Raw genomic sequence first — 24,642 nt, forward strand, 5'->3', positions numbered from 1 at the left:
ATTAACCCTCCTTCGTTGAACTTGGGCTAGTTTCATCGGTATCTGTACCTGAGTCTGACGTCATTATTTTAGTTACTTCTTCATGAGAAGCACTATTTTCATCACCCCAAAGTGCATCATAAACAATATCAACTAGGGTAGCGCGGGTTACAATTCCGACTAATATACCATCTTTATTAATAACAGGTACATTTTTAAATCCACGTTTTAAAATACGTTCAACAGTATCACGAACTAATGAATCTTCTTTAACATAGAAAATATCTTTGTTCATAATATCGCTGACACTACTTGATGTATTGAAACTATAATCTAAGCTTTCAATATCAATATAACCCTTTAAAATACCAGCATCATCAGTAACTAACAACGTATCAACTCGACGATCATGCATTAAACGAATAGCTGTTACTAATGACTTACCTGGTGTAATTGAAACTGGGTTAGCTAACATAACTTGACCAACAGTTGTAATACTTGGACGAGCTTGGATAAGTCTATCTTGACCAATCAAGTTTTCAACAAATTTATTTGCTGGATTTTTCAAAATATTATCGGGTGTATCTGCTTGAACAATCTTTCCTTCAGACATAACAACAATTCGTGTTGCTAATTTTAAAGCTTCATCCATATCATGAGTAACAAAAACGAATGTCTTACCTAAACGTTCTTGTAAATCTTTAACTAAATCTTGTAAAGCTTCTCTAGTAATAGGATCAAGCGCACCAAAAGGTTCATCCATCAAGATAATATCTTGATCAGCAGCTAAAGCTCTGACAACTCCGATTCTTTGTTGTTGCCCACCAGAAAGTTCAGATGGGTAACGGTCTAAATATGATTCTGGTAGTTCAACTAATTTAATCATTTCTTTAGCGCGTTCATCTCTTTTTTCTTCAGGCCATTTTAATAATTTTGGTACTAATGTAATATTTTCACGAATAGTCATATGTGGCATTAAACCAATATTTTGAATAACATATCCGATTTTACGACGTAATTTAACGGGATCCATTTTGGCTATATCTTTACCATCAATAGTGATTGTACCTTCTGTTTGTGTCAACATACGGTTAATCATTCTCATAGTAGTTGTTTTACCTGAACCAGATGTTCCGATGAAACAAATGAATTCACCATCTTGAACTTCCAAATTAAAATTATCTACAGCTTTATTACCTTTATAAATTTTTGATATTTTATCAAACTTAAGCATATTAGTACTCTCCTTTTTTATAACTAACCAATCATCTATTCATAGTAGTACCTTGGTTTTAATTATTTTTTTTGTGCCGTATTTAGTAATTCTTCAGCATGTTTAACAGTTAAAGGTGTAATCTCAGAACCGGCAAGCATTCGAGCAATTTCTTGAATACGATCTTCCTTAGATAACAATTTAATAGATGTTTCTGTACGTTCACAAATCACTTCTTTAGCTATAAAGTAATGGTGCTCGCTAATTGCAGCAACCTGTGGCAAATGTGTGATACATAGAACTTGTGATTGTTGGGCAATTTGATTAATTTTTTCAGCAATTGCCTGGGCAACACGTCCACTAACTCCTGTATCAACTTCATCAAATATAATACTTGTGACACCTTGCGTCCTAGAAAAAATTGTCTTTAACGCTAACATCATTCGAGAAAGTTCACCACCAGAAGCAATCTTAGCTAATGGCCCCATTGTTTCCCCAACATTTGTTTGAATATAAAATTCAACTTTATCTTGTCCGGTACTATTTAACTGATTGAGTGAATCAAATTTAACTTCAAAAACGGCTTTGTCCATATACAACTCACTTAACTGTTTATGCACTTCTTTTTGTAGAATGATGGCTGCTTTTTTTCGAACATTAGTTAATTTATCAGCCAATTTATGGGCTTCTTTTCTAGCTAAATTAACTTGATTATCTAAATCATCTGCATTACCTTCAGTTGCTTCCATTTCAATTAATTCTTCAGATATAAGACTCAAATAAGCTAATATTTTTTCAACAGAATCACCATATTTGTGTTTTAATTGTACAATTAATTCAAGCCTATTTTCAATCTCATTTAATCGTTGCTCATCCCATTCCAGGGAGTCTAACTGACGCAATAGGTCACTAGATGCATCCTGCAGCATATAATAGGCTGACGACAACCGTTCTGCTAAGTCTTTATATTCACTATCTAAATTATCAATTTTTAGCATGTTAGACATTGCAACACCAACATGGTCAACTGTATTTTCATCATCACCCGATAACGCTTGGTAACTTGCATCCAGTGACTGATTAATAGTTTGAAAATTTTCTAGACGTTCTTTTTCAGCGCTTAATATGTCTTCTTCATTTTCAATTAAATCTGCACTTTCAATTTCATCTTTTTGAAAATGTAACATATCTAATCGTTGTGCCCATTCGTTTTGATTTGTTTGTCTTTTTATTTGTAACTTATTTAGGTTTTGATAGTATTCAAATGCTTCTTGATAACTATGCTTCAGTGTTTGAATATCATTTTTAATATATTCATCTAACATGCCCAAATGCTTATCCTGTTGCATTAATTCTTGATGTTCATTTTGGCCATGAATATCAACTAACGTTTCACCAATTGATTTTAGTGTACTCGTGTTAACCAACATACCGTTTATGCGACAAATATTTTTACCAGATCTATGTATTTCACGTTGTAAAATCACAGAGTTATCATCATGGCCAATACCTAATTGGTCCAACTTCGTTAACGTATTTGAGTTTTCAGTTGGCATAAAGAGTCCTTGTAGCACCATTTTTTTTGCATCTTTTCTAATAAATTCTTGGGACCCTCTACCACCTGATAAGAGGCCCAAAGCATCAATGATAATGGATTTACCCGCACCAGTTTCACCTGTTAAAACTGTCATATTAGCCATGAAATCGATATTCAAAGAATCAATAATGGCAAAATCTTTTATTGTCAATTCTTGTAACATTTTTTTCACCCCTTTAATAGAAAAAATCTGAAACAAATGTCACAGATTTTATTTCTATCTATTCAGTTACAATCTCATTTAAAATTTTACTTAACTTTAACGCATCTTTGTTCGAGTGACAGATAATTAGAGCTGATCCATCTCCGCCTAAAGTACCAAAAACAAATGAATAATTCATTTGTTCAATTAAAGATACGATTGCTGGACCACTTCCTGGCGTCACCTTAACGAGACACATTTCATTTTGAACATCAGTTGATATAAAAGCATCTTTTAACGTTTTAGTTAATTTTTTTTCTGTATTCAATTTTTTTTGAACAGGTAAATTATAACTGTAAGTTCCATCAGCAGATGGCACTTTAATTAATTGCATTTCTTTAATATCTCTAGAAATAGTTGCTTGTGTGACTGTAATCCCTTGTTTTTTAAGCAAACTCACAAAATCTTCCTGCTTATCAATATTATTGTTCTTCAATAATTCACGAACATAACGTTGCCGTTCTTGCTTTTTCATTAAAGTCCCCCTCACCCGATAACCTCTACCACCCATAGAGTTAGTATAACGTAATTTCAATTATTATTAAAGAACTTCACTTTAAATCCTTATTTAACGGCATTCAGGTTATCGTATGCAGCAGTTAATACGCCATCGATACTAACCTTATCCGAAATCTCGCCAATTTCATTTATCGCAGACTTTAAATGAATTAAAAATTCAATATTACCTTCGCCACCCTTAATTGGTGAGTAGCTTAAATCCGCAACATTAAATCCAGTGGAAATAGAAAATTGAACAATGTCTTCGAGCACTTGACGATGAATCTTTTCATCTCGTACAATACCATGTTTTCCAACATTTTCTTTTCCTGCTTCAAATTGGGGTTTTATTAATGCCACAACATCCCCATTTTCAGTAATAATTTTCTTTAATGCAGGTAAAATAAGATGTAATGAAATAAACGATACATCTATTGTTGCAAAATTGGGTTGTCCAAATTCAAAATCTTCTTTTTTACTATATCTGAAGTTAGTATTTTCCATCACAACAACTCTTGGATCTTGTCGTAATTTCCAAACTAATTGATTGGTACCAACATCTAACGCATAACTTAATTTTGCGCCATTTTGTAAAGCAACATCGGTAAAGCCACCGGTTGATGATCCAATGTCTAAGACCGTTTTATCCTGAACGGTTGCATCAAATACTTTAAGGGCTTTTTCTAATTTAAGTCCACCGCGGCTCACATAAGGTAATTTTTTACCTTTAAAATGAAGCACAGTTTCTTCAGAAATTTTAACACCTGGTTTATCCAATCGTTCTTCATTCTCACCCAGAATTTCACCAGCCATAACTGCACGTTTGGCCTGTTCACGAGTTTCAAATAACCCTTGTTTAACTAATAAAACATCAATGCGCTCTTTTTTCATAGTGACTCCTAATTTTTTAATTTAAAGTAATGTAACAATTCTTCCAAATACTCTGTCTCCAACCCTGTTTGCTTAAGCGTTTGAATAGCATCTTTAGCTTGATTGGTTACTTCTTCGAGCATCCTATAAGCTTGATCAATTCCCATTAGTCCAGGATACGTATTTTTATTTTCTTGATTGTCTTTATGAACAGCCTTGCCCATCTCTTCAGATGTCCCAACGACATCCATAATATCATCATAGATTTGAAAAGCTAACCCAAAATGACGTCCATATGCCATAAACGCTACGTGCTGTTGGTCAGTCGCTTTTCCAAGTATGCTACCTGCGTAAACTGAAAATTCAATTAAATCACCCGTTTTACGCTTATGCACCTGTTTCAACTGCGCTAATGATAACTCTTTTTGTTCACCTTCAATATCGGCAACTTGACCGCCAACCATTCCCTCTGGGCCAGCTAACCTAGCTAGTTGACCCATTAGTAATACCTTTTGTGAATCAGGCAACTCTGCGTTACTGATCCATTCAAAGGCTAATGTATTTAGTGCATCACCAGCTAAAATTGCCATGCTTTCACCAAAAATAATATGGTTTGTTGGTTTACCACGTCTTAAATTATCATCATCCATCGCAGGCAAATCATCATGAATTAATGAATAGGTATGAATTAATTCTAATGCACCAGCAATAGAATAAACTGACTTATCAAGTTTACGATTAAGCATTTGACAAATAACAAAAATGATTAGTGGTCTAATACGTTTACCACCCGCTTCAACTGAATAAGTCATCGATTCTTTTAACTTTTTTTCAGTGTCTAAAGCCTGTAATTGATTCAACATAATTTGATTAAATTCTGGTAATACGATATCAGAAAATTTAGTTAAGTTACTCATTTTCTAAGCCTTGTTCGAATGGCACTTCTTCACCAGAATCATTCATGACACTGGTTAATGTTTTTTCAGCATTTTCCAATGTTTTTTGCAATTTTGAGCTCAACTTAACACCGTTTTGAAATTGGGTTAATGCTTTTTCTAAAGGAACATCACCTTGTTCTAGTTCTGTTACAATTTTTTCAAGTTCTACTAAGTTATCTTCAAATGTCGCTTTTTTTTCAGCCATTTTTTATTCTCCTTTTTCAACTTTTTCAATTTTTGCATATGCTTTACCATCTGTAAGGTGTAACACGACGTTATCATCTATATTCACTGAATTAATACTTTTAATAATTTTATCTTCCATAGATACGTAACTGTATCCTCGTCCCATAATCTTCAATGGACTTAATAAATCAAGCGCATTTATTTTTTCGCCAACCTGTTGTTTCTTTGTTTCAAGTAAGTAGGTCATTAATTGATGTAACTGTTTGTTTTGTTGTTTTACTTGATCTTGCAGTTGACTAACCAATTGTTGCGGATTTTGATAGCGCAACTGACCATTAGCTTGTTCAAATTGTTGTTTCTTAATTGTGATAATTTGTTTTGTTACTTGCATTAAGCGTTGTGCTAAATTGTCTAAGTTTTGAAGGTAACCCTCATATAACCGATTAGGTTGTTGAAAAACATATGATTGTTGAATCTTATCTAATTGTTGTCTTCTTAAACTTAAAATATTTTGTGTTACTTGTAATAGTCTCAATTTTAATTGATTAATCTTAATTAATTCATCGGCGTAAACAGGGACAGCTAATTCTGCTGCTGCTGTTGGCGTTGCTGCCCGAACATCGGCCACTAAATCAGCAATGGTTGTGTCTGTCTCATGTCCAACTGAAGAAATAATTGGAATCTGGCTAGCAAATATTTCCCTTGCAACAGATTCTTCATTAAATGGCCATAAATCTTCAATTGAGCCACCGCCTCGACCAATAATAATCGTGTCAAAATGGCCTAATTCGTTAATTTGTTTTAACCGCTTAACTAAATCATTAGCTGCTTTGTCACCTTGTACAATCGCAGGAAATAAAACTAATTGAGCAATCGGGTAACGTCTTTTAACGGTTGTCATAATATCTTTAATGACAGCCCCTGAAGGACTTGTAATCACAGCAATTCGTTTAGGATATTTAACCAATGCCTGTTTTGGTGCTGAAAATAATCCTTCAGCTTGTAGCTTATTTTTTAACTGCTCATAGGCTTGATATAACGCACCAACACCATCAGGTTCCATTCGCTCAATATATATTTGATAGTTACCTGTCGCTTCATATAAAGATATACGGCCCATAACTAAAACTTTCATGCCATCTTCTGGTTTAAATTTTATTTTATCAAAAGCTGAACGGAACATAATTGCGCTAATTTTAGCATGATCATCTTTTAAACTAAAATATTGATGCGCATTAGGTCGAGGTCTTAAATTTGAAATTTCGCCAGTTAAATAAACGGTCCCAAGATAAGGATCAGCATCAAATTTTTTCTTCAAATATGTTGTTAATGATGTAACTGATAAATAATTATCTTTATTCAATGCCAACACTCCGTTTTGTTAATTCAATTGTTTGTTCCATCAACATTGCAATCGTCATAGGTCCAACCCCTTTTGGTACTGGTGTCAGATATCCTGCAACCTCTGCAACTTCCTTATCGACATCTCCCGCTAACTTACCACTATCTAAGCGGTTCATCCCGACATCGATGACTACAGCACCTTGTTTCACATCGGTTTTTTTAATAAAGTTTGCTTGACCAATTGCAACGACTAAAATATCAGCCTGTTTAGTTATCTCTGATAAATTTTCCGTATGACTATGCGTTATCGTTACTGTTGCATTAGCGTTTAAAAGTAACGCCGCCATTGGTTTACCCACAATATTACTGCGGCCAACAACAACTGCATTTTTACCGTCTAAATCAATATTGTATGCGTTAAACATTCTCATAATTCCCAGTGGTGTACATGGAATTGCTAGTGGATCATTCATGGCTAATCGTCCAATATTTATCGGATGAAATCCATCAACATCTTTTTCTGGTTTAATAGCTTCGGTTATCTTTTTTTCATCAATTTGGTTCGGTAAAGGTAACTGTACTAATATGCCATTAATATCTGAATTATCATTATAGTCATTAATGAGATTTAGCAACTCTTTTTCTGATATCGTATCAGGTAATCTTTTAACAATCGATTTTATCCCAATAGATTCAGCAATTCGATGCTTATTCTTAACATATATTTTACTTGCTGGATTTTCTCCAACTACAATAACAGCTAATGTAGGAAAGACATTCTTTTTCTTTAAAGCTTCTATCTCAGATTTTAAATTATCCGTCGTTATTTGTGCCAATTTTTTACCATCAATTAATTTAGCCATAATTTAGCACCTCTATTCCATTTTTACTTCTTACATTTTATCATATTTAAGGTATTCATTTCTAAAAAAAAAGTGTCGCAAAAAATGCAACACTTCTCAATCATTATTATTCATTTGTTTTTTCAATATCAACAGGCATTTTTTCAACAACTGGATCTAACACACCATTAACAAATTTTCTTGATTCATCATCACTAAATTCTTTAGCAATTTCTAAAGCTTCATTCAATGCTACCTTAGCAGGAACATCATCTACGTATTTCATTTCGTAAATAGCTAATCTCAAAATAATTAAATCCGTATTGTTTAAGCGTGATAGTTTCCAGCGTGATGTTAGATTTTCTTCAATAACAGAATCTATCTCAGCTTGTTTATCACTAACACCTGAAACTAATGCTTCTAAATAAGGTGGAATTACAGCCGACTCTTCATCAGGAACTTCTAACAATTCACGATAAATAGCCTCTCTATCACCATCTGGGTTAGAATTTAACGCAAATAATGCTTGAAATGCTTTTTCGCGAATCGTATGTCTAGTTACTATTACACTCACTAATTTTCACCATCTTTTTCTGAAAATAAATCGTCAGTATCTATCTTATCGGCTTCCTTTTCAGGAATAACCCCTTCAACATGAACATTTACTTCAATAATTTCTAAACCTGTCATAAATAGTAATTGTTGTTTAATCTTTTCTTGCATCACTAATGCAACCTTAGGAACAGATACACCGTAATCAAGGTAAACAAAAACATCAATATTCAACTGGTCATCTGTTAAATCAAGTTTAACACCCTTACCCAGTGACTTTTTACGGCCAAATAATTCAGTTAAATTTTTAGCAATTGTCCCACGCATTGAGTAAACACCATCAATTTGGTTAGCAGCAATTCCAACAATAATTTCAATAACTTCAGGTGCAATCTTAATGTCACCCAAAGAAGGTTCAGTACTTTTTAAAACAATATTTGTTTCTTCAGCCATAAGTTTAACCTCCGTCGATTTATTGTGCTCTGGAAATATATGTGCCATCTTGTGTATTAATAATTAACATTTCATCTTCATTAACGAAGAATGGCACTTGTACAACTAATCCTGTTTCAAGAACAGCAGGTTTAGTTCCACCAGATTGTGTATTACCTTTAATACCCGCTTCAGTTGATGCTACTTTTAATTCAACTGTATTAGGAACGTCAACACCAAGTGTTTCAGTGCCAAACATAATAACATTAACAATTAAGTTTTCTTTCAAATAATTTAATTGTTCATGCACGCGTTCTTCTGGTAATTCTAATTGTTCATATGTATCCATATCCATAAATACATAGTTGTTACCATCAGCATAAAGATATTGCATTTTTTTATTATCAATTTGTGCTTTTTGAACTTTTTCACCAGCACGGAATGTTTTTTCTTGAGCAGCACCTGTACGGAGATTCTTTAGTTTTGATCGAACAAAAGCAGAACCTTTACCCGGTTTAACATGTTGAAATTCAACAACACGCCATAAATCACCATCAACTTCGATTGTAACACCATTTTTAAATTCATTAACGGACATCATAATATAATATTCCTCCTACTATCTCGTGTATCTCATAGTTCTAATAATAGCAATAATGGACATATAAAAGCAAGTTAAAGTCTATATTATCATTAATTTTTTAGAAGAATTCGTTAACATTTGATAGCCATTCTCAGTCACTAAAATATCATCCTCAATTCGAACCCCACTAAGGTTTGGTACATAAATCCCTGGTTCAATTGTAATGACGTCGCCTGCTTGCAAAACACTGTTTGAATCATCCAATTTAATATTAGGTAATTCATGAATTGATAGGCCAATTCCATGCCCAATCCCATGATTAAAATATTTACCATATCCTGCATCGGCGATTGTTTCATTAGCAACTCTAGCTAATTCACTTAATTTTATTCCCGGTTTAATTAATGAAATCACTCGTTCTTGTGTCGTTAAAACAGACTCGTAGATATGTTTTAATTCATCAGATATCGATCCCACGGCGATGGTCCTTGTGACATCAAATGTATAGTTCTCGTAATAATAGCCAAAATCTATCGTAATCAGATCCTGGTCTTGAATCTTTCGTTTTGAAACCGTTGCATGTGGCCATGTTGAATGAATACCGCTTGCTACAATTGTTTCAAAAGATTCACTCATAGTACCTAAATTTTTGATATAACTATCTAGCCGATTAGCAATTTCAATTTCTGTTTGACCAACTTCAATCGTCGACACAATATAATTGAAAGCTTCATCAGCTAATTTTCCTGCTTTTATTAATTTTATCTGCTCATCCTTATCTTTAACACGTCGTAATTCGTCAACAATATTAGTAAATGGCACCAAATCACTAACAAGGATTTCATCTAATTGATCATACTCTAAAAATGATATTGATGATTCAAATCCCATAACTGTTAATCCTTTTTCACTAATTATGTCAGATACAGCACCCAGATAATCACGCGTAAATTTTATTTCTAATTTTTTATCATGATTTTCTAGTGCCAATTCAAATCTTAGGTCAGTGATTAAAAATTGTTGTGTATCAGTAATTAACAATACACCATCACCTTCAAAACCACTTAAATAAAATATGTTTGTCGTATCCGTCACTAGAAATGCATCAATCGAGAGTTTCTCAAAAGTTGATTGTAATTGTTTAATTCTATCAAAATTCATTTAAACACTCCTTTTATGTACAAAAAAAGGAAATCTCTATCATAAAATGAAGAGGTTTCCTTTGAGTTATTATTATTCAGCTACAGGGTATACAGAGACTTGTTTCTTATCGCGGCCTTTACGTTCGAAGCGAACGATACCATCGACTTTAGCAAACAAAGTATCATCTCCACCTTTACCAACGTTAACACCAGGATAAATACGTGTTCCACGTTGACGATAAAGAATTGAACCACCTGTTACTTCTTGTCCGTCAGCTCTTTTTGAGCCTAAACGTCTACCGACAGAATCACGGCCATTAGAAGTAGAACCCCCACCTTTTTTATGTGAGAAAAATTGTAAATTCATTAACATAATCAATGCACCTCCTTGTTATAGTCTTATTATTTAAGTGTTAATTTAATGTAATCTTGATAGTTTTGCTCAATTGACTGTAGTCCTAAAACTAAACTTTCTAAAAATAACTGTCCTGTAGCATCGTTTAACTCAGATTCTGATAGTTTAACTTTCATTAATCCACCATTATCTTCATCCATCTCAACATCAGGATTAAGTTTAGCAAGTTCGGTCAAACTATTAACTGTATTGATAGTCAATACCGAAACCGCAGCACACACAATATCTTGACCATATTCACCAGAATCAGCATGCCCTGTTATTTCAAACGCATCGATGATTTTGGCATCTCTCCGAGAAATAACTGCACGTATCATACTAGTAGCCTACTTTCAAAATTATGCGTTAATAGCATCGATAACAACCTTAGTATATGGTTGACGATGACCTTGTTTTGTATGAGAATGTTTCTTAGGTTTGTATTTGAAAGTAACAACTTTCTTTTCACGGCCTTGTTTTTCAACAGTACCAGTTACTGTAGCACCTTTAACAAAAGGAGCACCAATAACGGTTTTTTCGCCACCAACTAAAACAATTTCATCAAATGTAACTTTTTCACCAGCTTCTGCTGATAATTTTTCAATGTAAATAGCTTCTCCGGCTTCAACTTTAAGTTGTTTGCCACCTGTTTTAATAATTGCGTACATGTGTATTACACCTCCTTATAGATTACTTAGACTCGCCGTAATTTAGTGATCAGATTTAGACAACCTGACGCTTAAAAACTTAAAACGTGCGGTTGCAGTTGTGGTGTTCACAAATACAACGTTATTATAATATCAAATGTAACTTCTTAAGTCAACGTTATCCATCATTTTCAACAAAAAAGTTTGTTAAATTGACTCCGTTACTTGTATCAACGCCAGTAATTTCTTTTAAAACCTTAGCAACGTAGTGCGGTGTGTAGATCATATCGTCTCGTAACCAACGTTTAATGAAGCCTAGGTGCGCTGATGCAACATAGGATACTTGTAACTCGTTTGGTATCTTAGATACTTCAAAATCGCCTGCTAACTGTTCTCTAAAGTTATTTAAGTAGATAACTAGTCTATCATATACTTTATCAGAAAAAGCGACATCTTCTTGACTATTTAAAAGTACGCCAAACATCATTGATTCATCTTGTAAGTAGTTAAACACCCGATTTAAACAACAAACTTCAACTGGTTTCGAATAAACGTACGCTTTATCTGGTGATTGTTTTGACATAATCATAATGTAATCAAAAAAGTCATCTAAAATTTCATCCATTGCCCGATTAATAAAATCTTGTTTGTCATGATAATGCAGATAGAATGTTCCTCGAGTGACATTTGCTTCCTGAGTAATCTTTTGAACGCTAATATTTTCAACTTTGTAATGTTTCATGAGTACAACTAATGATTTTTTTAAATTTTGTCTTGTTCTCTTTACCCGTGGATCATTAGAATCAACCATTTTTCAACCTCTTTATTCATAATTAAATAGTCTTTATCTCCATTTATGTCTATTACTTTCTTATTATAGAACATTTCATCAAAACTTTCATTCATGTTTTTGATAATTTATAAGAGTTCTACCAATTTCCATTGACAAGTACCAGTATTTTATCATATACTATTAAATGTTGTTATGACTCGGTAGCTCAGCTGGATAGAGCATCCGCCTTCTAAGCGGACGGTCGTGAGTTCGAATCTCACCCGAGTCATAGATATCCATTCTAGACCGATTTATAAAAATAGGAATGCCTTTAAACGGGCGTTCCTATTTTTTTATTTAGGTGAAAACAGACTATAAAGGATAGAATGCTCAAAACATTTGTTGCATATTTGTTGCATGGATATTTTTATCAATAAATCTACTAAAGTATTAAAATATCAGGCGATAAGAAAGCATTTTCTGTCGGTAAGGCTGTTGGCAACGCTTTATATTGTATTACTGGAAAACACGTTAAAAATATCAAGCAATTACTTAAGCTTTAGTAAATTGTTTGAAATAAAACTATTAAAAAATCCCCTAACCTGTTGGTAGCAAGTTAGAGGGTATAAATATATTAACAAATAATTTTATCATATTTCTAGGAGTAGAGATATAGATTTCGGAGGAAATATATTCATGAGTACTACATTTACAATTATTTTTCTTATTGGTTTAGTTGTTTTTTTTACAGGTGTAACTTGGTTTATTGTAGCTTGGGGTAATAAAGCTTCTAATTTAATACCACTAATTTTATTGATTGCCGGTTTAGGCATATCAATTATTTCTTTTAGCGTGATGTCGGTAACATCTGATAAAGATTCGTCAGCGCGTTCATCGTCTAATTTTAGATCGTCAAGTGCTAGTGACTCGTCAGAATCAGATGATGATTCTAGTTATGATGACGATGATGATTCATATGTTGACGATGAATCTGAATCTGATTCAGAATCTGACGATGAGTCATACACTGATGATGAATCCGATTCAGAATCTACTTCATCTTTTGGCGATTCTGTAGATTTAACTGACGACTCAAAGATAACCGTTGACTCTGCTGAAAAAGAAACGTCAGTTCCTTTAAATGATGTTAAATCCGGTGATACACAAGTTGCTGTTAAAGTAACCGTTCAAAATAATGGTACAGGTCCACTAGATTTCAATGGTCAAAAGTTTGACGTCTATGATAGTGATGATACTATTGGGGAATTTAATTCAGAGACTTACTCTGGTAATATTCCAAATTCAATAGCTGCCGGAAAAAAAGCTGTAATGACATTATACTTTACAACTTCTAATGCTGGTCCGTTCTCTGTCACTTACGGGGACTCAACTTGGGAATAAATATTTAACTAATTTTAACGAGTGTATAGATACTTCAAGCAGGTGCAACTCCTGCTGCTCGTTTTTGTTTATCTACGTGCATAGGAATCACGTTAAAAGCTAAAAAGGAGAATATTATCATGAAAGTTTTTAATGTTAGTTTAGTTGTTAATGAAAATTGTATTACAGAATATGAACATTTTATTGATCCTCTAGTGACGCAATCAAAAAAAGAATCTGGTAATATTTCATACAATCATTTTAAACAATTAGGTGCCAACAATCGTTATGCAATAATTGAGCATTGGCAAGACCAAGACGCAGTTAACTTCCACAATGAAACAACTTATTTTAAAGAATTTTTAGCAGGCATCAATCAATTTGTAACTGAAGAATTACAAGTTATTGTAATGGACGCCTAACTACCCTTTCGACCACCAGTTAAGCTGGCTATGAGTGCAAGGCTCATTGGTCGTATTGCTACAAAATTTTAAAAATTTAAGGAGATTTAATTTATGGGAGCTACTTCAATTTCAGCCAGACACGCAAATACAACTCGTATAAAGGAAAAGTTGGTACCGTTTCTAAAAACCTGATTAATCGCCGTTTCTTTTCGGACCGACCTTATCAAAAACTAGCAACAGATGTTACAGAAGTCCGTTGGGGTGACGAAACAATCGATGAACGGGCCCATTTCACCTGTATTTATGATCTGTTTTCAGGCAAAATTCTAAGTCATCAGATTAGTAAACATCCAACAGTTAAATTTACAACAAAGGTTTTGAAACAAGCAATTGCAAAAATCCCAAAAGATTTAAATTATCGAACGACGATTCATTCTGACCAAGGATTCCAATATCAACACAAAAATTGGGTTACTATTCTCAAAAAATATCGTATTTTTCAGAGTATGTCACGTAAAGCAACATGTTTAGATAACGCTGCCATGGAAAGCTTTTTCCATATTATGAAAGCTGAAGCTTTCTATCAAAAAGAAACCGATACATATGAAACACTAGTTTCACAAGTACCGGTTTGGATAAATGACTATAATTTTTCACGAATTAAAATAAAATTGGGTTGTAAAAGCCCGGTTGAACACCGAATTTTTATAACCCAGAATGCTGCATAAAGCTTCGTCCAATATTTAGGGTTCACTTCATTTTATTATTTTTTATTATTGACTCAGCTTCTTCTTCTCCAGCCTCTATAGCCTTTTTTTGAGTATCTCGGATGATGTCTAAAATAAGCCCAAAAATATTCAAAGACGCCGTAAATACTAAAATTAAAACTATTCCTTTCAAATACAAAATTACTTCAAAATCAATAAAGGTTTCAAATGATATTAACATAGTACTAATTGATATTCCAACTATGGTTAGCCATAAAAATGAAGTCCACATAAATGGTGTGAATATTTCAACAAATACGTTTTTTAATTGAGTATCTGTTTTAGAAACTAAATATATGTGTCCTAAATTATCTATATCAAAGATACTTTTAACCGCAACAAATAATGCGAATGTAAAAGATAATCCGGTAACAGAAATACCCAATAAGCTTGAAACTTCATAATTAACATTAATAATATCCGGAAAAAATAAATATATTATTGTAAATATTACATTTATCGAAATTCCAATTTTAGAGTATATATTGCATATAGTTGCTCGTTTTGAAGTCCATAATGCTCTCATCAATGATTTATTATCTACCATACTATCACCTATTTATGAAAATTTTTATTAACTATTACAGGTACAATTTTCATTATACTCATTGCCCTATGTTTTATCGATTTAAGGTATCCTCGCTTAGCATCTTCACCCAATTGTTTACTTAACTCTACTGTATTTACTTTTTCTCCTCTAGGGGCACTATATATTTTTTTCACATCTTCAGCATTTATACGTTTTCGACTAGCAAGGTCCCTATCTTCAACTTGCTGGGCACCATTAGGATAGACAAGATGTACTGTTACTCTTGCATAATCTTGCTTAATGCTAACGCTATCTTGAACTGCATTAACTGATACAGCACCCATATTGGTATTTTCTGCTGTATTTATAAATGATTCTATTCTTTCAGACATACTAATAGCTTCTTTCAAACTTTTGTCATTAGTAGAAATTAAAATTTTTTCAGTTTCCAATTCATAAAAAAAATTCACTCCAGCATTTATATATTCTTTATCCTGAATATACCGTATTATTTTTCTAGCCTCTAGCATCATTTTACGACCATGTCCGTAACGTCCGTACCCTTTTAAGTTGCCTATTATATCATCTTCTAAAACATCATCTAATGATTCTTTTAAAAATGGATATTTTTTAAGTAATTTGTCCATTTTTGTTCTCATTTCAACTTTTGTAACGCCCAAAAATTCTTTTGTCCATAAAATGCCCGAATTTTTTTCATAGTTTTCTATAACAGCAAAATATTCCTCTTCTATTTTTTTAGATTGAGCAACAAATTCTGTATATTCTATAGATTTGGATAATTCTTCTTTAACATCAGTATCCTTAAAAATAAAATTTAAATATGTTCCCCTTTCAAATCCATTAGGTATTCCAAAACTATTAGTTAGATCATCCTTTATTACATTATGTTTAAGCTGTTTCCAACCTTCTGATTTTCTTTCAACGTAAGTTCTAATTATATTTGGTGCTAAATTTAATTTAAATACATAATAATTGTCCAAATAGTTACTCCTCCAAATAATTTATACTCGCTCTATTATTAAACAATAAAAAAGACAGGTAAACAATACCTTTCTCATGTGTGTATAAATATTTGGATTAGAGATTAATAACTGATATCAAAATATCATATTACTAATATAACAGATTAATCACTTCAATTTGTTCACTAAATGTTCACTTTTTGAAATCATGTAAGTCTTCAATTAAGAATGAATCAGCAAACTGTAAGCATGCTCGATTCTTGTAAAAACTGTATCTCGTCTTTTCATATCCTAAATCATCCATTTCAATATCATTTTATTTATTATCTTCTGCAATATAGACATCTATTAATATTTTTCTACTAATAGTGTCACAACTCTTTAAAGCTACTAGAACATTATTAATAACTTGCTCAGCATAGATACGTTTAGTTATGGTCTCTTCGTGTTGATTGTTCCCTGAGGTACTTTTTAGGCATATCCATGATAATTGGCGACTTAATTCCGCTAATATCCTTCTGACTATATCTCTGCATTTTTGGTAACCATACTTTAAAAAAACGTTTAACCTTATTAATTGTAGATTTTTCATTGACTTGTGGGAATAGTTCGTTAAATGAAGATATAGCATTTCCCCCTTTACGTTTGTTATAATCATTGCCAGTCAGAGTAATAGTTGTATGTATAAGTCACCTTACTAAGTGGGTTTTATGTTATCTAAATCATTAATGAAACTCAAGTAGTGTAATTTCTCTGATTACTTCATTCTTCTCCTAAATGGTCAACTCATGAATAGTATCAATAACTGCGCTACCTTTATAAGAAAAATTATTGTTAAATTTGATAATCATCTGAGGAACGTCATTCTGATTAGAGCAACGCATTAACTCATCCCTGTAAATTTTTTTGATACGTAGTCATCTGTTAACAGAAACTATTAGTCCTATAGTTTCTACTGAATGTACCACTATTTAAATATCATTTATTCAACATTCTATAGCTTTGCTATTCAGATCCAGCAATTTCATAAATAGTCAGTATTAGTTAAAAACAAAATACTGAGTTTACAATAACAGTTCTGAATTAGTAAGATATTAACCTAAACAAATACCTAGCCTTCATTTAAATAATTAATTTATCACCCAAGAAAATTTTGATGCATTTTAATAATAAAAATCATCCACAAGTTTATTTTCACCAACACCAAACATTTTTACCTACTCCCAGTTGTTATAATTTGTAGAATAACTGATAATTAGTTATTATAGAGAGGCATAAAAAAGTTTGGAGGAATTAGAATGAAATTATTAAATGATAGCACTCTAGAAAAAATCGGGAAGTTTGCAAGTATTTTATCTATCTTAATGTATGTCTCATACATCCCACAAATCATTTCCAACCTTAATGGTAGCCAGGGTAATCCTGTTCAGCCCTTGGTTGCCTGTATTAATTGCATATTTTGGACTGTCTATGGCGTATGTGGTAAAAATAAAGACTGGCCTATATTCTTTGCAAACGTACCGGGTATCTTTCTAGGCGCCATCGCTTTCTTCACTGCCTTATAAAATATCATATACATAAAATAGAATACTTACGTGCAGATAGGGAATCACGTTAAAAGCTCCATACGGGGGAATTCTTCATGAAACTAAAAATTAACACTGCAGCAGGTACTTTCGATATCATAAATACTATATTAGTAGCCTTTTCTTGGCTTATCGTTATTTTAACTGGTATCAATAAATCTACTGTAACATCACACGCTGTCTCTGGAACATCAACCTTAACTAGCGGTACAGCTATTTTCTTTTATATTATGCTAGGAATTGGCCTTATTCTTCACATTGTTGCACTTGTTCAATCAAGAAAAGCTGATATCTCTATTACTGGCCATGTTCTTGGTATTATTGGTTGCGGTTTATTTCTTTTATCAATGGTTTTTGCCCTTCCTACATTTATTTTATTAATCATTGCAGCAGTTTTCACACTCAAACAAGCTCCTGCTAAGCACTAATAAACAAAATTTAACATAAATTTCTAACGAGCGTATAGATACTTTTAGTAGGTGCGATTCCTACTGCTCGCTTTGCACCATAAAAATATTGGGGGATTTAAAATGAAAAAATTTATTAGCTTACTAGGGGTTCTAAGCGTATCAATGCTACTATTGTCTGCTTGCGAATATAGTTATAATTCTGATTCCAGTTCTAACAAAAATAGCTCTTCTTCTCAACAGTCGTCTGCATCATCCAACACAAAGGCCTCATCTTCTAAGGCCAAAGATTCTTCTAAAGAATCTTCATCATCTACTAAGAAGACATCTTCTTCTGAGAGCTTTGATATTAATGATAGTACTTCGTCTGCTAAAGACGTTCATATTCATGAATCTGAAGATGGTGCTGATTTTAATTTTGATACTGGTTCTTGATTTTTTACTTAAGTTAATTTTAAAAGAGATTAGTCTCATTCAAATAAAAACTGTTATTCAGTTATTAACACAAAAAAGCCTTCAATATTGGACAAAAATCCAATGTCGAAGGCTTTTCTTTATTAAAATTTAAAATACGAATTATTAATGATTCCTTATTTACGACGCTCAGTTGTAAATTAATTACTAATAATACGATACCAAGCTCTTAAAATTCAGTAACCTGCTTAAATTTTTGTCCAATATTATTGGTTAGCTCCAATTTAAGACTGTTTTAATTAATAATTATTTTCTTGTCTTTCAATATTTTCCATATTTTTTTTAACAAATTCATTTTCAATATCATTCCAAGACAATTTTAAATCAACTAACCCGAATTTAATAAAAAGATGCCAAGCATGTTTAAAATCTTCTAATTTATGACTAAATAAACTTTTAGAAATCATTAATTTTAACGATAAAAAGACTTTATTCAATGACATTGTCATAGGCTTTTTTGCAAAATCATCCATCTCTTCGTCACTAATTAATAATAAATAGGTCCATTTATTTTGATTGGCAATATTAAAAAAGAAACTCATTGCATCAACATATTCTGAGAGTACTGTCTCTTCATGCGTTTTGCCTTTTTCCATTTTTTGTCCACGATTTTCTTTCCAGACTTTAAACCATTCAACCGTGTTGGCTAATTCTGATAGTTCAACATCCAAGCTCACATAGGCGTTAAACAATCTCTCTTCAGGACTCCATCTAATTTTTTTATCTTGAATAACATCCCGATCAAAGCTTCGTTCCATTTGGATCATATCTGTTAAGTTCACTAAATTTTCCTCCAAAAAAATCTGCCCACTAGTAACTAACGGACAGACATTTTTTTATTATTTAAAAATCAAGGGATCTGATTTAATACTTAATTCATTTATATTATTCAAGTACCAATTTCTAATGAAAGGTTCATTCAACAAAATATCGAACCATGAAATTTCTTGGGCAGCATCCATAACAGCAACGACCCATTTTTCATTATCACTCTCACCCATTTGTTGTTGATCATAAATTGTTATTTCAGATTTAGCTAATTTTAAAACAGCACTATTATTTGCGCCTGCTTCAACCATTAACTCATTTTCTGAAGCAAGTACAAATAATTCATCGATAACACTTCGTTTAAGTATATCTTCAGACAATTCGTATCTTGCTGGATTACCTGAATCCAATAGATTAAGATCAACGCTAAATCCATAATCTTCTTTTAAATACGTCGCAAAATCAATTAACATCATTTCAAGATATTTAATCGATTTTGCGTCTAATTTTTCCAAGTAACTAACAATTAAGACATTTGTAATAGCTGTACTATTAATTCGAATCATTCTTTTACGTAAATTTAAATAAAATAAAGATTCTCCTGATTCTTGTGCAACATAATAAGCGCCATCATTATCATCAATTTTAAAGGAAAAACTATCTACGACATTAATCCCAGGTATTTCATGGACAAGTGCTTTTCTAGGCTCTGAGAAGTGTAAAATAGCCGTTTCATTATCATGCAAGTCCATTAAACGGTTAAAGAAGAGTAAACAATAATCTGCAGCACTATATTTTTGCGGGAATGTTAAATAATTAGTGTCAAGTTGATAACCCATCAAACTCATTGCGGCATCAATCAACTCAACTTTATCCTGGGTATTCATTAAAACATCTAATGTTTCCGTAAATTTAATCCCATTGTTCAGACTTAATTTAATTTGTTCATTAAAGTTTACTAAACGCGATTTTGTAGAAACTAACTGCTTTTCTTTTTCAGCCATTATTCAGTCACCTGTCCTTTTTGACTAATTAAGTGAGATAAATAACTGTAATATAAGGCATCATTTTGTTTAGTGAATTTTTCAAAATCACCAAATATACCAATAACACTTTGTCTTTCATAACCAATCAACGTATCTTCTTTGGCTAAACTTAAAACATCAGTCTCACTTGATTTAATATCTTGATATGCACTGCTGGCTTTTTCATCCATCTCAGTTAACTCTGTTAATCTTTCTTTTAACACGCGACGTTCTTCACGAATACGTCCAGCATCCCAAGGACGCCCTTTTTCTTGTGAATTACGTTTCATATCTTCGCGAATTTTGTCTTTTTCAGCGTCACGTTCATCCTGAGAATCAACTAATTCTTGACGTTCTTTATTTTGAATTGATATTTGATTAATTTTATCTGTATTAACACGTTTATTCGTTTCTTCCAATTCAAAAGACTTAGCTAATTTAGCTAGTTCTTCTTCATCAAATTTAAATTCAACATTTAAAACGTCTAAATAGCCAAATTCTTTTCGATCCCACCAATTACCAAAATGAATTTTGAATTTTCCAACTTCCATTTCTTCAAAATAGAAGAATGGATACGTATCACGTAAATATGAGATAAGTTTCAAACTTAAATATTGTTGAATTTGTGGATAATCTTTAATGACCAACTCTTCTTGAATGGCAGATTCCGAAACGCTTCTTTTCTTTAACACTAGTTGTGCGTAACGAGATTGGTTAATGAGTTGATAAACTAATCGATCATCTTCTTGTTTAATCGCCTCTCTAAGTTGATTTAAGTACTCAACTTTTTTAGATAGAGTGCGTTCGATATTGTTTGTAGCTTCACTGTGATCCGATAAATTAAATTGATTGTCTTTTATCATAGTTTACCCCTTATTCATATTTAATGATTATTTTTTTTACTATGTATTGTGATTTTTCTTTGCATAATCAAAAAAACTAAAACAATTTTACTTGTCCTAGTTTCATTATCAATCATTTAGTTAGTCATTTCAAACCTTTATTACACTTTTTTTAATAAAGTTCTAAATATTGATCTCTTTCCCATTCAGAAACTTCTTGACGGTAAGCAGCCCATTCTAATTTTTTGGCTTCAATAAAGCTTGGATATAAATGAGGACCCATTGCTTTTTCCATGATATCATCTTTTTCCAATGCTTTAATGGCATTGTGTAGTGTCGATGGTAAGTCACTAATATGATTATCTTGGCGTTCTTGACGGTTCATTACGTAAATATTTCTATCAACAGATGCAGGTGGTACAACTTTATTTCTAAGTCCATCAAGTCCTGCTTCTAAAATAGCCGCAATAACAAGATAAGGATTAGCAGTTGCATCAACACTTCTTAACTCTAATCGAGTTGATAACCCACGAGCCATTGGTACACGAACTAATGGCGATCGGTTACGTCCAGACCAAGCAACATAAACAGGTGCCTCAAATCCAGGGACAAGACGTTTATATGAGTTAACTGTTGGATTAGTAATTGCTGTGTAACCACGTGCATGTTGTAATAAACCACCTAAGAAGTGGTAGGCATCTTCAGATAATTGCATCTTATCTTTTTCATCAAAGAATGCATTACCATCTTTATGAAATAATGACATATTAATATGCATCCCTGAACCATTAATTCCATTCAATGGTTTTGGCATAAATGTCGCATGTAGACCATGTTTTCTAGCTACCGTTTTAACGACTAATTTAAATGTTTGGATGTTATCACAGGCTTGTAAAGCATCTGCGTATTTAAAATCAATTTCATGTTGGCCAGGTGCTACTTCATGATGAGAAGCTTCAACATCAAAACCCATGTTTTCAAGTTCTAACACGATATCTCGACGACAATTTTCACCTAAATCAACTGGTGCTAAATCAAAATAGCTACCTTTATCGTTTAATTGTGTTGTAGGTTTTCCCGTTATAGGGTCTAATTTAAATAAGAAAAATTCTGGTTCAGGTCCAATATTAAATTCAGTAAACCCTAAATCATTCATTTCTTTTAAGACACGGATAAGGTTATTTCTTGGATCACCTTGGAATGGTTTACGTTCAGCGTTATAAACTTCACAAATAATACGCGCAATTTTTCCATGTTCATGTTCCCATGGGAAAATCATCCAAGTTGATAAATCTGGGTATAAGTACATATCACTTTCTTCGATTCGAACGAATCCGTCGATTGAAGAACCATCGAACATTAATTTGTTTTCTAATAATTTGTCTAGTTGGCTAATCGGAACTTCCACGTTCTTAATAATTCCGAATAAATCTGTAAACATAAGTCTTAAAAATTTAACGTTCTCTTTTTTTGCCATTGTAACAATGTCATCTTTAGTGTATGCAGCTTTTGCCATTTTATCTCTCCTCAGTATTTATAATTTATAGACGCTTGTTTGTGTTAAAAGAAGGATCGTCAGGATTTTTAAGTCCACTAACTGAAAGAAATTCATTTTGAAAAATATGTCTAACATCATTATCTGTCAAAGGCTTTTCTAACAATTTGCGTTGCTTTTTAGCCTGTGCTTCCTTTTCAAAATAAATTTCTTTAATGCCAACCATATTCATGCCTTCATCTAAATAATCTTTAATTTCAAATAACTTATCAATATCATTCAGTGAATACATTCTGCGATTACCATCATTTCTTTGGGGCATAATTAACTCCTGCTCCTCATAATAACGAATTTGACGAGCCGTTAAGTCCGTTAATTTCATTACCGTTCCAATTGGTAATACCGCTAATGATCGTCTGAGTTCCTTCTCTTTCATAAACAAGCCTCCTTTTTAATTACATCCTTATAGTAACAAGGAAATAAATGACTGTCAACGTACAATGTTAGATTTTATAACATAGCTTACAGTCGATTGTTCAATAGAATGTTTTTTCAACTGCAGCTGTAACTGCTAACTTAACATGCGCATACGTTAACCCACCCTGAACATAAAGCGTATAAGGTTCTCTTATTGGACCATCAGCTGACAATTCGACACTAGCACCTTCAACAAAAGTACCCGCAGCCATAATAACTTTATCTTCATAACCAGCCATATCACTTGGTTTTGGTTCAACATATGCATCAACGGGAGATTCACGTTGGATAGCTTGAGCAAACTTAACCATTGGTTCTGGTTTACCAAAGTTAACCGTTTGAATGAGATCAGTTCTTGGTGCATCCCATTTTGGTGACACATCTAATCCCATTTTTTCAAGTAATGCACTCGTATAGATAGCACCTTTAATTGCCTCACCTGTTACATGAGGTGCTAAAAAGAACCCTTGAATAAAATCTCTCATAACATTTAAGGTGGCGCCCTCTTCATTACCAGTACCAGGTGTTGTTAGGCGGTAACCAGCTTTTTCAATTAAATCAGCACGTCCAACGATGTAACCACCCGTTTTAGCTAAACCACCACCAGCATTTTTAATTAGTGACCCTGACATGATATCAGCACCTACCTCTGTTGGTTCAATTGTTTCAGAAAATTCACCATAGCAGTTATCGATAAAAATAATCACATCTTTTGAAATTTTACGAACTTCTTTAATCATCTCAGCAATTTCAGATACCATAAAACTATCTCTAGTTGCATACCCACGAGAACGTTGGATTGCAACAACTTTAACCTTATCCGTTAACTTTTCTTTTAAACCATTAGAATCCATATGATTGTCAGCCGTTAATGGGACGTAATCAAACCCGATACCATATTCTTTCATTGAACCAATACCCGTTCCAGAAATACCAATAACTTCCTGAATCGTATCGTATGGCATCCCAGTAATATATAATAAATCGTCCCCTGGTCGTAACATACCAAAAAGGGCTGTTGAAATTGAATGCGTTCCTGAAACAATTTGTGGTCTCACCATTGCCGCTTCTGTTTTGAAAACATCTGCATAGATACGATCAAGTCCATCGCGGCCGATATCGTCGTATCCATATCCTGTTGATCCGGCAAAATATGTTTCAGAAACATTATTTTTCTTAAAAGCTTCCAAGACTTTTTGTTGGTTAAACAAAACCTGTTCATCAATTTCTTTTAGTCTTGGTTCAATTTGAGTATCAACTTCTCCTACAACATTTGCTAACTCCTGTGATAAATTATCTATCCATTTTTGCATA

The 24,642-nt window shown here is 32.7% G+C and carries 30 protein-coding genes, 1 tRNA gene, 1 pseudogene and 1 other annotated feature; of the genes and pseudogenes, 7 read left to right on the plus strand and 25 right to left on the minus strand.

Annotation, left to right across the window (positions count from 1 at the left end; translation table 11 throughout):
- Position 1 precedes the first annotated feature (1 nt).
- From AC1RP4_RS02910 to AC1RP4_RS02985, 16 genes are all read right to left on the minus strand, one after another.
- Positions 2 to 1,213, minus strand: coding sequence for a betaine/proline/choline family ABC transporter ATP-binding protein (locus AC1RP4_RS02910; RefSeq protein ID WP_481761250.1), 1,212 nt, complete (start codon positions 1,211 to 1,213; stop codon positions 2 to 4).
- 62 nt (positions 1,214 to 1,275) lie between these two features.
- Positions 1,276 to 2,952 carry a DNA repair protein RecN gene (recN, locus tag AC1RP4_RS02915; RefSeq protein WP_481761249.1) on the minus strand — a complete coding sequence of 559 codons (1,677 nt, stop codon included), beginning with the start codon at positions 2,950 to 2,952 and terminating at the stop codon, positions 1,276 to 1,278.
- A 58-nt stretch (positions 2,953 to 3,010) separates the two neighbouring features.
- Entirely contained in the window at positions 3,011 to 3,466 is a 456-nt protein-coding gene (locus AC1RP4_RS02920) for an arginine repressor (RefSeq protein ID WP_481761248.1), read from the minus strand.
- An 89-nt stretch (positions 3,467 to 3,555) separates the two neighbouring features.
- Complete coding sequence (locus tag AC1RP4_RS02925) at positions 3,556 to 4,380, minus strand: TlyA family RNA methyltransferase (RefSeq protein ID WP_481761247.1); 825 nt, start codon at positions 4,378 to 4,380, stop codon at positions 3,556 to 3,558.
- Between the two features lie 8 nt (positions 4,381 to 4,388).
- Positions 4,389 to 5,276, minus strand: coding sequence for a polyprenyl synthetase family protein (locus AC1RP4_RS02930; RefSeq protein ID WP_481761246.1), 888 nt, complete (start codon positions 5,274 to 5,276; stop codon positions 4,389 to 4,391).
- Positions 5,269 to 5,502 (minus strand): exodeoxyribonuclease VII small subunit, encoded by a 234-nt coding sequence (locus tag AC1RP4_RS02935; RefSeq protein WP_409022627.1) that lies wholly within the window; start codon positions 5,500 to 5,502, stop codon positions 5,269 to 5,271. The genes AC1RP4_RS02930 and AC1RP4_RS02935 overlap by 8 nt, the downstream gene beginning before the upstream one ends.
- A gap of 3 nt (positions 5,503 to 5,505) precedes the next feature.
- Positions 5,506 to 6,846: an exodeoxyribonuclease VII large subunit gene (gene xseA, locus AC1RP4_RS02940; RefSeq protein ID WP_481761245.1), complete on the minus strand. Its 1,341-nt coding sequence runs from the start codon at positions 6,844 to 6,846 to the stop codon at positions 5,506 to 5,508.
- Positions 6,839 to 7,690 carry a bifunctional methylenetetrahydrofolate dehydrogenase/methenyltetrahydrofolate cyclohydrolase FolD gene (folD, locus tag AC1RP4_RS02945; RefSeq protein WP_481761244.1) on the minus strand — a complete coding sequence of 284 codons (852 nt, stop codon included), beginning with the start codon at positions 7,688 to 7,690 and terminating at the stop codon, positions 6,839 to 6,841. The genes xseA and folD overlap by 8 nt, the downstream gene beginning before the upstream one ends.
- Before the next feature lie 106 nt (positions 7,691 to 7,796).
- Entirely contained in the window at positions 7,797 to 8,234 is a 438-nt protein-coding gene (gene nusB / locus AC1RP4_RS02950) for a transcription antitermination factor NusB (RefSeq protein WP_409022798.1), read from the minus strand.
- An 8-nt stretch (positions 8,235 to 8,242) separates the two neighbouring features.
- Positions 8,243 to 8,674, minus strand: coding sequence for an Asp23/Gls24 family envelope stress response protein (locus AC1RP4_RS02955; protein WP_409022630.1), 432 nt, complete (start codon positions 8,672 to 8,674; stop codon positions 8,243 to 8,245).
- Positions 8,675 to 8,693: 19 nt separating this feature from the next.
- A complete protein-coding gene (gene efp / locus AC1RP4_RS02960; protein WP_409022631.1) occupies positions 8,694 to 9,254 on the minus strand; it encodes an elongation factor P in 561 nt (186 codons plus the stop codon).
- An 81-nt stretch (positions 9,255 to 9,335) separates the two neighbouring features.
- Complete coding sequence (locus tag AC1RP4_RS02965) at positions 9,336 to 10,397, minus strand: M24 family metallopeptidase (RefSeq protein ID WP_481761243.1); 1,062 nt, start codon at positions 10,395 to 10,397, stop codon at positions 9,336 to 9,338.
- Positions 10,398 to 10,469: 72 nt separating this feature from the next.
- Positions 10,470 to 10,757 carry a 50S ribosomal protein L27 gene (gene rpmA / locus AC1RP4_RS02970; protein WP_083478911.1) on the minus strand — a complete coding sequence of 96 codons (288 nt, stop codon included), beginning with the start codon at positions 10,755 to 10,757 and terminating at the stop codon, positions 10,470 to 10,472.
- 23 nt (positions 10,758 to 10,780) lie between these two features.
- On the minus strand, positions 10,781 to 11,110 hold the full coding sequence (locus tag AC1RP4_RS02975; protein ID WP_409022633.1) for a ribosomal-processing cysteine protease Prp: 330 nt from the start codon (positions 11,108 to 11,110) through the stop codon (positions 10,781 to 10,783).
- Between the two features lie 21 nt (positions 11,111 to 11,131).
- The gene (rplU, locus tag AC1RP4_RS02980) at positions 11,132 to 11,440 is read right to left on the minus strand and encodes a 50S ribosomal protein L21 (protein ID WP_409022634.1); all 309 of its coding nucleotides are present in this window, start codon (positions 11,438 to 11,440) and stop codon (positions 11,132 to 11,134) included.
- 18 nt (positions 11,441 to 11,458) lie between these two features.
- Positions 11,459 to 11,544: a sequence feature (ribosomal protein L21 leader region), on the minus strand.
- 53 nt (positions 11,545 to 11,597) lie between these two features.
- Positions 11,598 to 12,230, minus strand: a complete 633-nt coding sequence (locus tag AC1RP4_RS02985; protein WP_409022635.1) for a TetR/AcrR family transcriptional regulator — start codon at positions 12,228 to 12,230, stop codon at positions 11,598 to 11,600.
- A gap of 176 nt (positions 12,231 to 12,406) precedes the next feature.
- Between AC1RP4_RS02985 and AC1RP4_RS02990 the strand changes: the two genes are divergently transcribed.
- The 4 genes and pseudogenes from AC1RP4_RS02990 to AC1RP4_RS03005 all read left to right on the plus strand — a co-directional run.
- Positions 12,407 to 12,480 (plus strand) — tRNA-Arg (locus AC1RP4_RS02990).
- A 407-nt stretch (positions 12,481 to 12,887) separates the two neighbouring features.
- On the plus strand, positions 12,888 to 13,592 hold the full coding sequence (locus AC1RP4_RS02995) for a DUF4352 domain-containing protein (protein ID WP_481761242.1): 705 nt from the start codon (positions 12,888 to 12,890) through the stop codon (positions 13,590 to 13,592).
- A gap of 119 nt (positions 13,593 to 13,711) precedes the next feature.
- Entirely contained in the window at positions 13,712 to 13,993 is a 282-nt protein-coding gene (locus tag AC1RP4_RS03000) for a putative quinol monooxygenase (protein ID WP_481761241.1), read from the plus strand.
- Between the two features lie 116 nt (positions 13,994 to 14,109).
- Positions 14,110 to 14,703, plus strand: a pseudogene (locus AC1RP4_RS03005) (IS3 family transposase); the annotation flags it as partial.
- Between the two features lie 22 nt (positions 14,704 to 14,725).
- Here AC1RP4_RS03005 and AC1RP4_RS03010 read toward each other — a convergent pair.
- From AC1RP4_RS03010 to AC1RP4_RS03020, 3 genes are all read right to left on the minus strand, one after another.
- On the minus strand, positions 14,726 to 15,289 hold the full coding sequence (locus AC1RP4_RS03010) for a hypothetical protein (protein ID WP_481761240.1): 564 nt from the start codon (positions 15,287 to 15,289) through the stop codon (positions 14,726 to 14,728).
- Positions 15,290 to 15,297: 8 nt separating this feature from the next.
- The gene (locus AC1RP4_RS03015; protein ID WP_481761239.1) at positions 15,298 to 16,272 is read right to left on the minus strand and encodes a hypothetical protein; all 975 of its coding nucleotides are present in this window, start codon (positions 16,270 to 16,272) and stop codon (positions 15,298 to 15,300) included.
- Between the two features lie 298 nt (positions 16,273 to 16,570).
- Positions 16,571 to 16,846, minus strand: a complete 276-nt coding sequence (locus tag AC1RP4_RS03020) for an ArpU family phage packaging/lysis transcriptional regulator (protein ID WP_481761238.1) — start codon at positions 16,844 to 16,846, stop codon at positions 16,571 to 16,573.
- 706 nt (positions 16,847 to 17,552) lie between these two features.
- Between AC1RP4_RS03020 and AC1RP4_RS03025 the strand changes: the two genes are divergently transcribed.
- The 3 genes from AC1RP4_RS03025 to AC1RP4_RS03035 all read left to right on the plus strand — a co-directional run bounded on the left by AC1RP4_RS03025 (position 17,553) and on the right by AC1RP4_RS03035 (position 18,682).
- Entirely contained in the window at positions 17,553 to 17,819 is a 267-nt protein-coding gene (locus AC1RP4_RS03025) for a SemiSWEET family transporter (protein WP_481761237.1), read from the plus strand.
- Positions 17,820 to 17,896: 77 nt separating this feature from the next.
- A complete protein-coding gene (locus AC1RP4_RS03030) occupies positions 17,897 to 18,268 on the plus strand; it encodes a transporter (RefSeq protein WP_409022645.1) in 372 nt (123 codons plus the stop codon).
- Positions 18,269 to 18,412: 144 nt separating this feature from the next.
- Entirely contained in the window at positions 18,413 to 18,682 is a 270-nt protein-coding gene (locus AC1RP4_RS03035) for a hypothetical protein (protein ID WP_481762174.1), read from the plus strand.
- 278 nt (positions 18,683 to 18,960) lie between these two features.
- Here AC1RP4_RS03035 and AC1RP4_RS03040 read toward each other — a convergent pair whose 3' ends face one another.
- The 6 genes from AC1RP4_RS03040 to AC1RP4_RS03065 form a co-directional block, all read right to left on the minus strand.
- A complete protein-coding gene (locus tag AC1RP4_RS03040) occupies positions 18,961 to 19,503 on the minus strand; it encodes a dUTP diphosphatase (RefSeq protein WP_481761235.1) in 543 nt (180 codons plus the stop codon).
- Positions 19,504 to 19,560: 57 nt separating this feature from the next.
- Positions 19,561 to 20,493, minus strand: coding sequence for a hypothetical protein (locus AC1RP4_RS03045; RefSeq protein ID WP_481761234.1), 933 nt, complete (start codon positions 20,491 to 20,493; stop codon positions 19,561 to 19,563).
- Complete coding sequence (locus tag AC1RP4_RS03050) at positions 20,493 to 21,377, minus strand: exonuclease SbcC (protein WP_481761233.1); 885 nt, start codon at positions 21,375 to 21,377, stop codon at positions 20,493 to 20,495. The genes AC1RP4_RS03045 and AC1RP4_RS03050 overlap by 1 nt, the downstream gene beginning before the upstream one ends.
- A gap of 151 nt (positions 21,378 to 21,528) precedes the next feature.
- Positions 21,529 to 22,872, minus strand: coding sequence for a type I glutamate--ammonia ligase (gene glnA, locus AC1RP4_RS03055; RefSeq protein WP_409022650.1), 1,344 nt, complete (start codon positions 22,870 to 22,872; stop codon positions 21,529 to 21,531).
- Positions 22,873 to 22,897: 25 nt separating this feature from the next.
- Positions 22,898 to 23,287: a MerR family transcriptional regulator gene (locus tag AC1RP4_RS03060; protein ID WP_481761232.1), complete on the minus strand. Its 390-nt coding sequence runs from the start codon at positions 23,285 to 23,287 to the stop codon at positions 22,898 to 22,900.
- Between the two features lie 100 nt (positions 23,288 to 23,387).
- The gene (locus tag AC1RP4_RS03065) at positions 23,388 to 24,641 is read right to left on the minus strand and encodes a methionine gamma-lyase family protein (RefSeq protein WP_481761231.1); all 1,254 of its coding nucleotides are present in this window, start codon (positions 24,639 to 24,641) and stop codon (positions 23,388 to 23,390) included.
- Position 24,642: the final 1 nt, after the last annotated feature.

The sequence above is a fragment of the Dellaglioa sp. CoH-56-MRSF-10 genome, assembly GCF_056782175.1.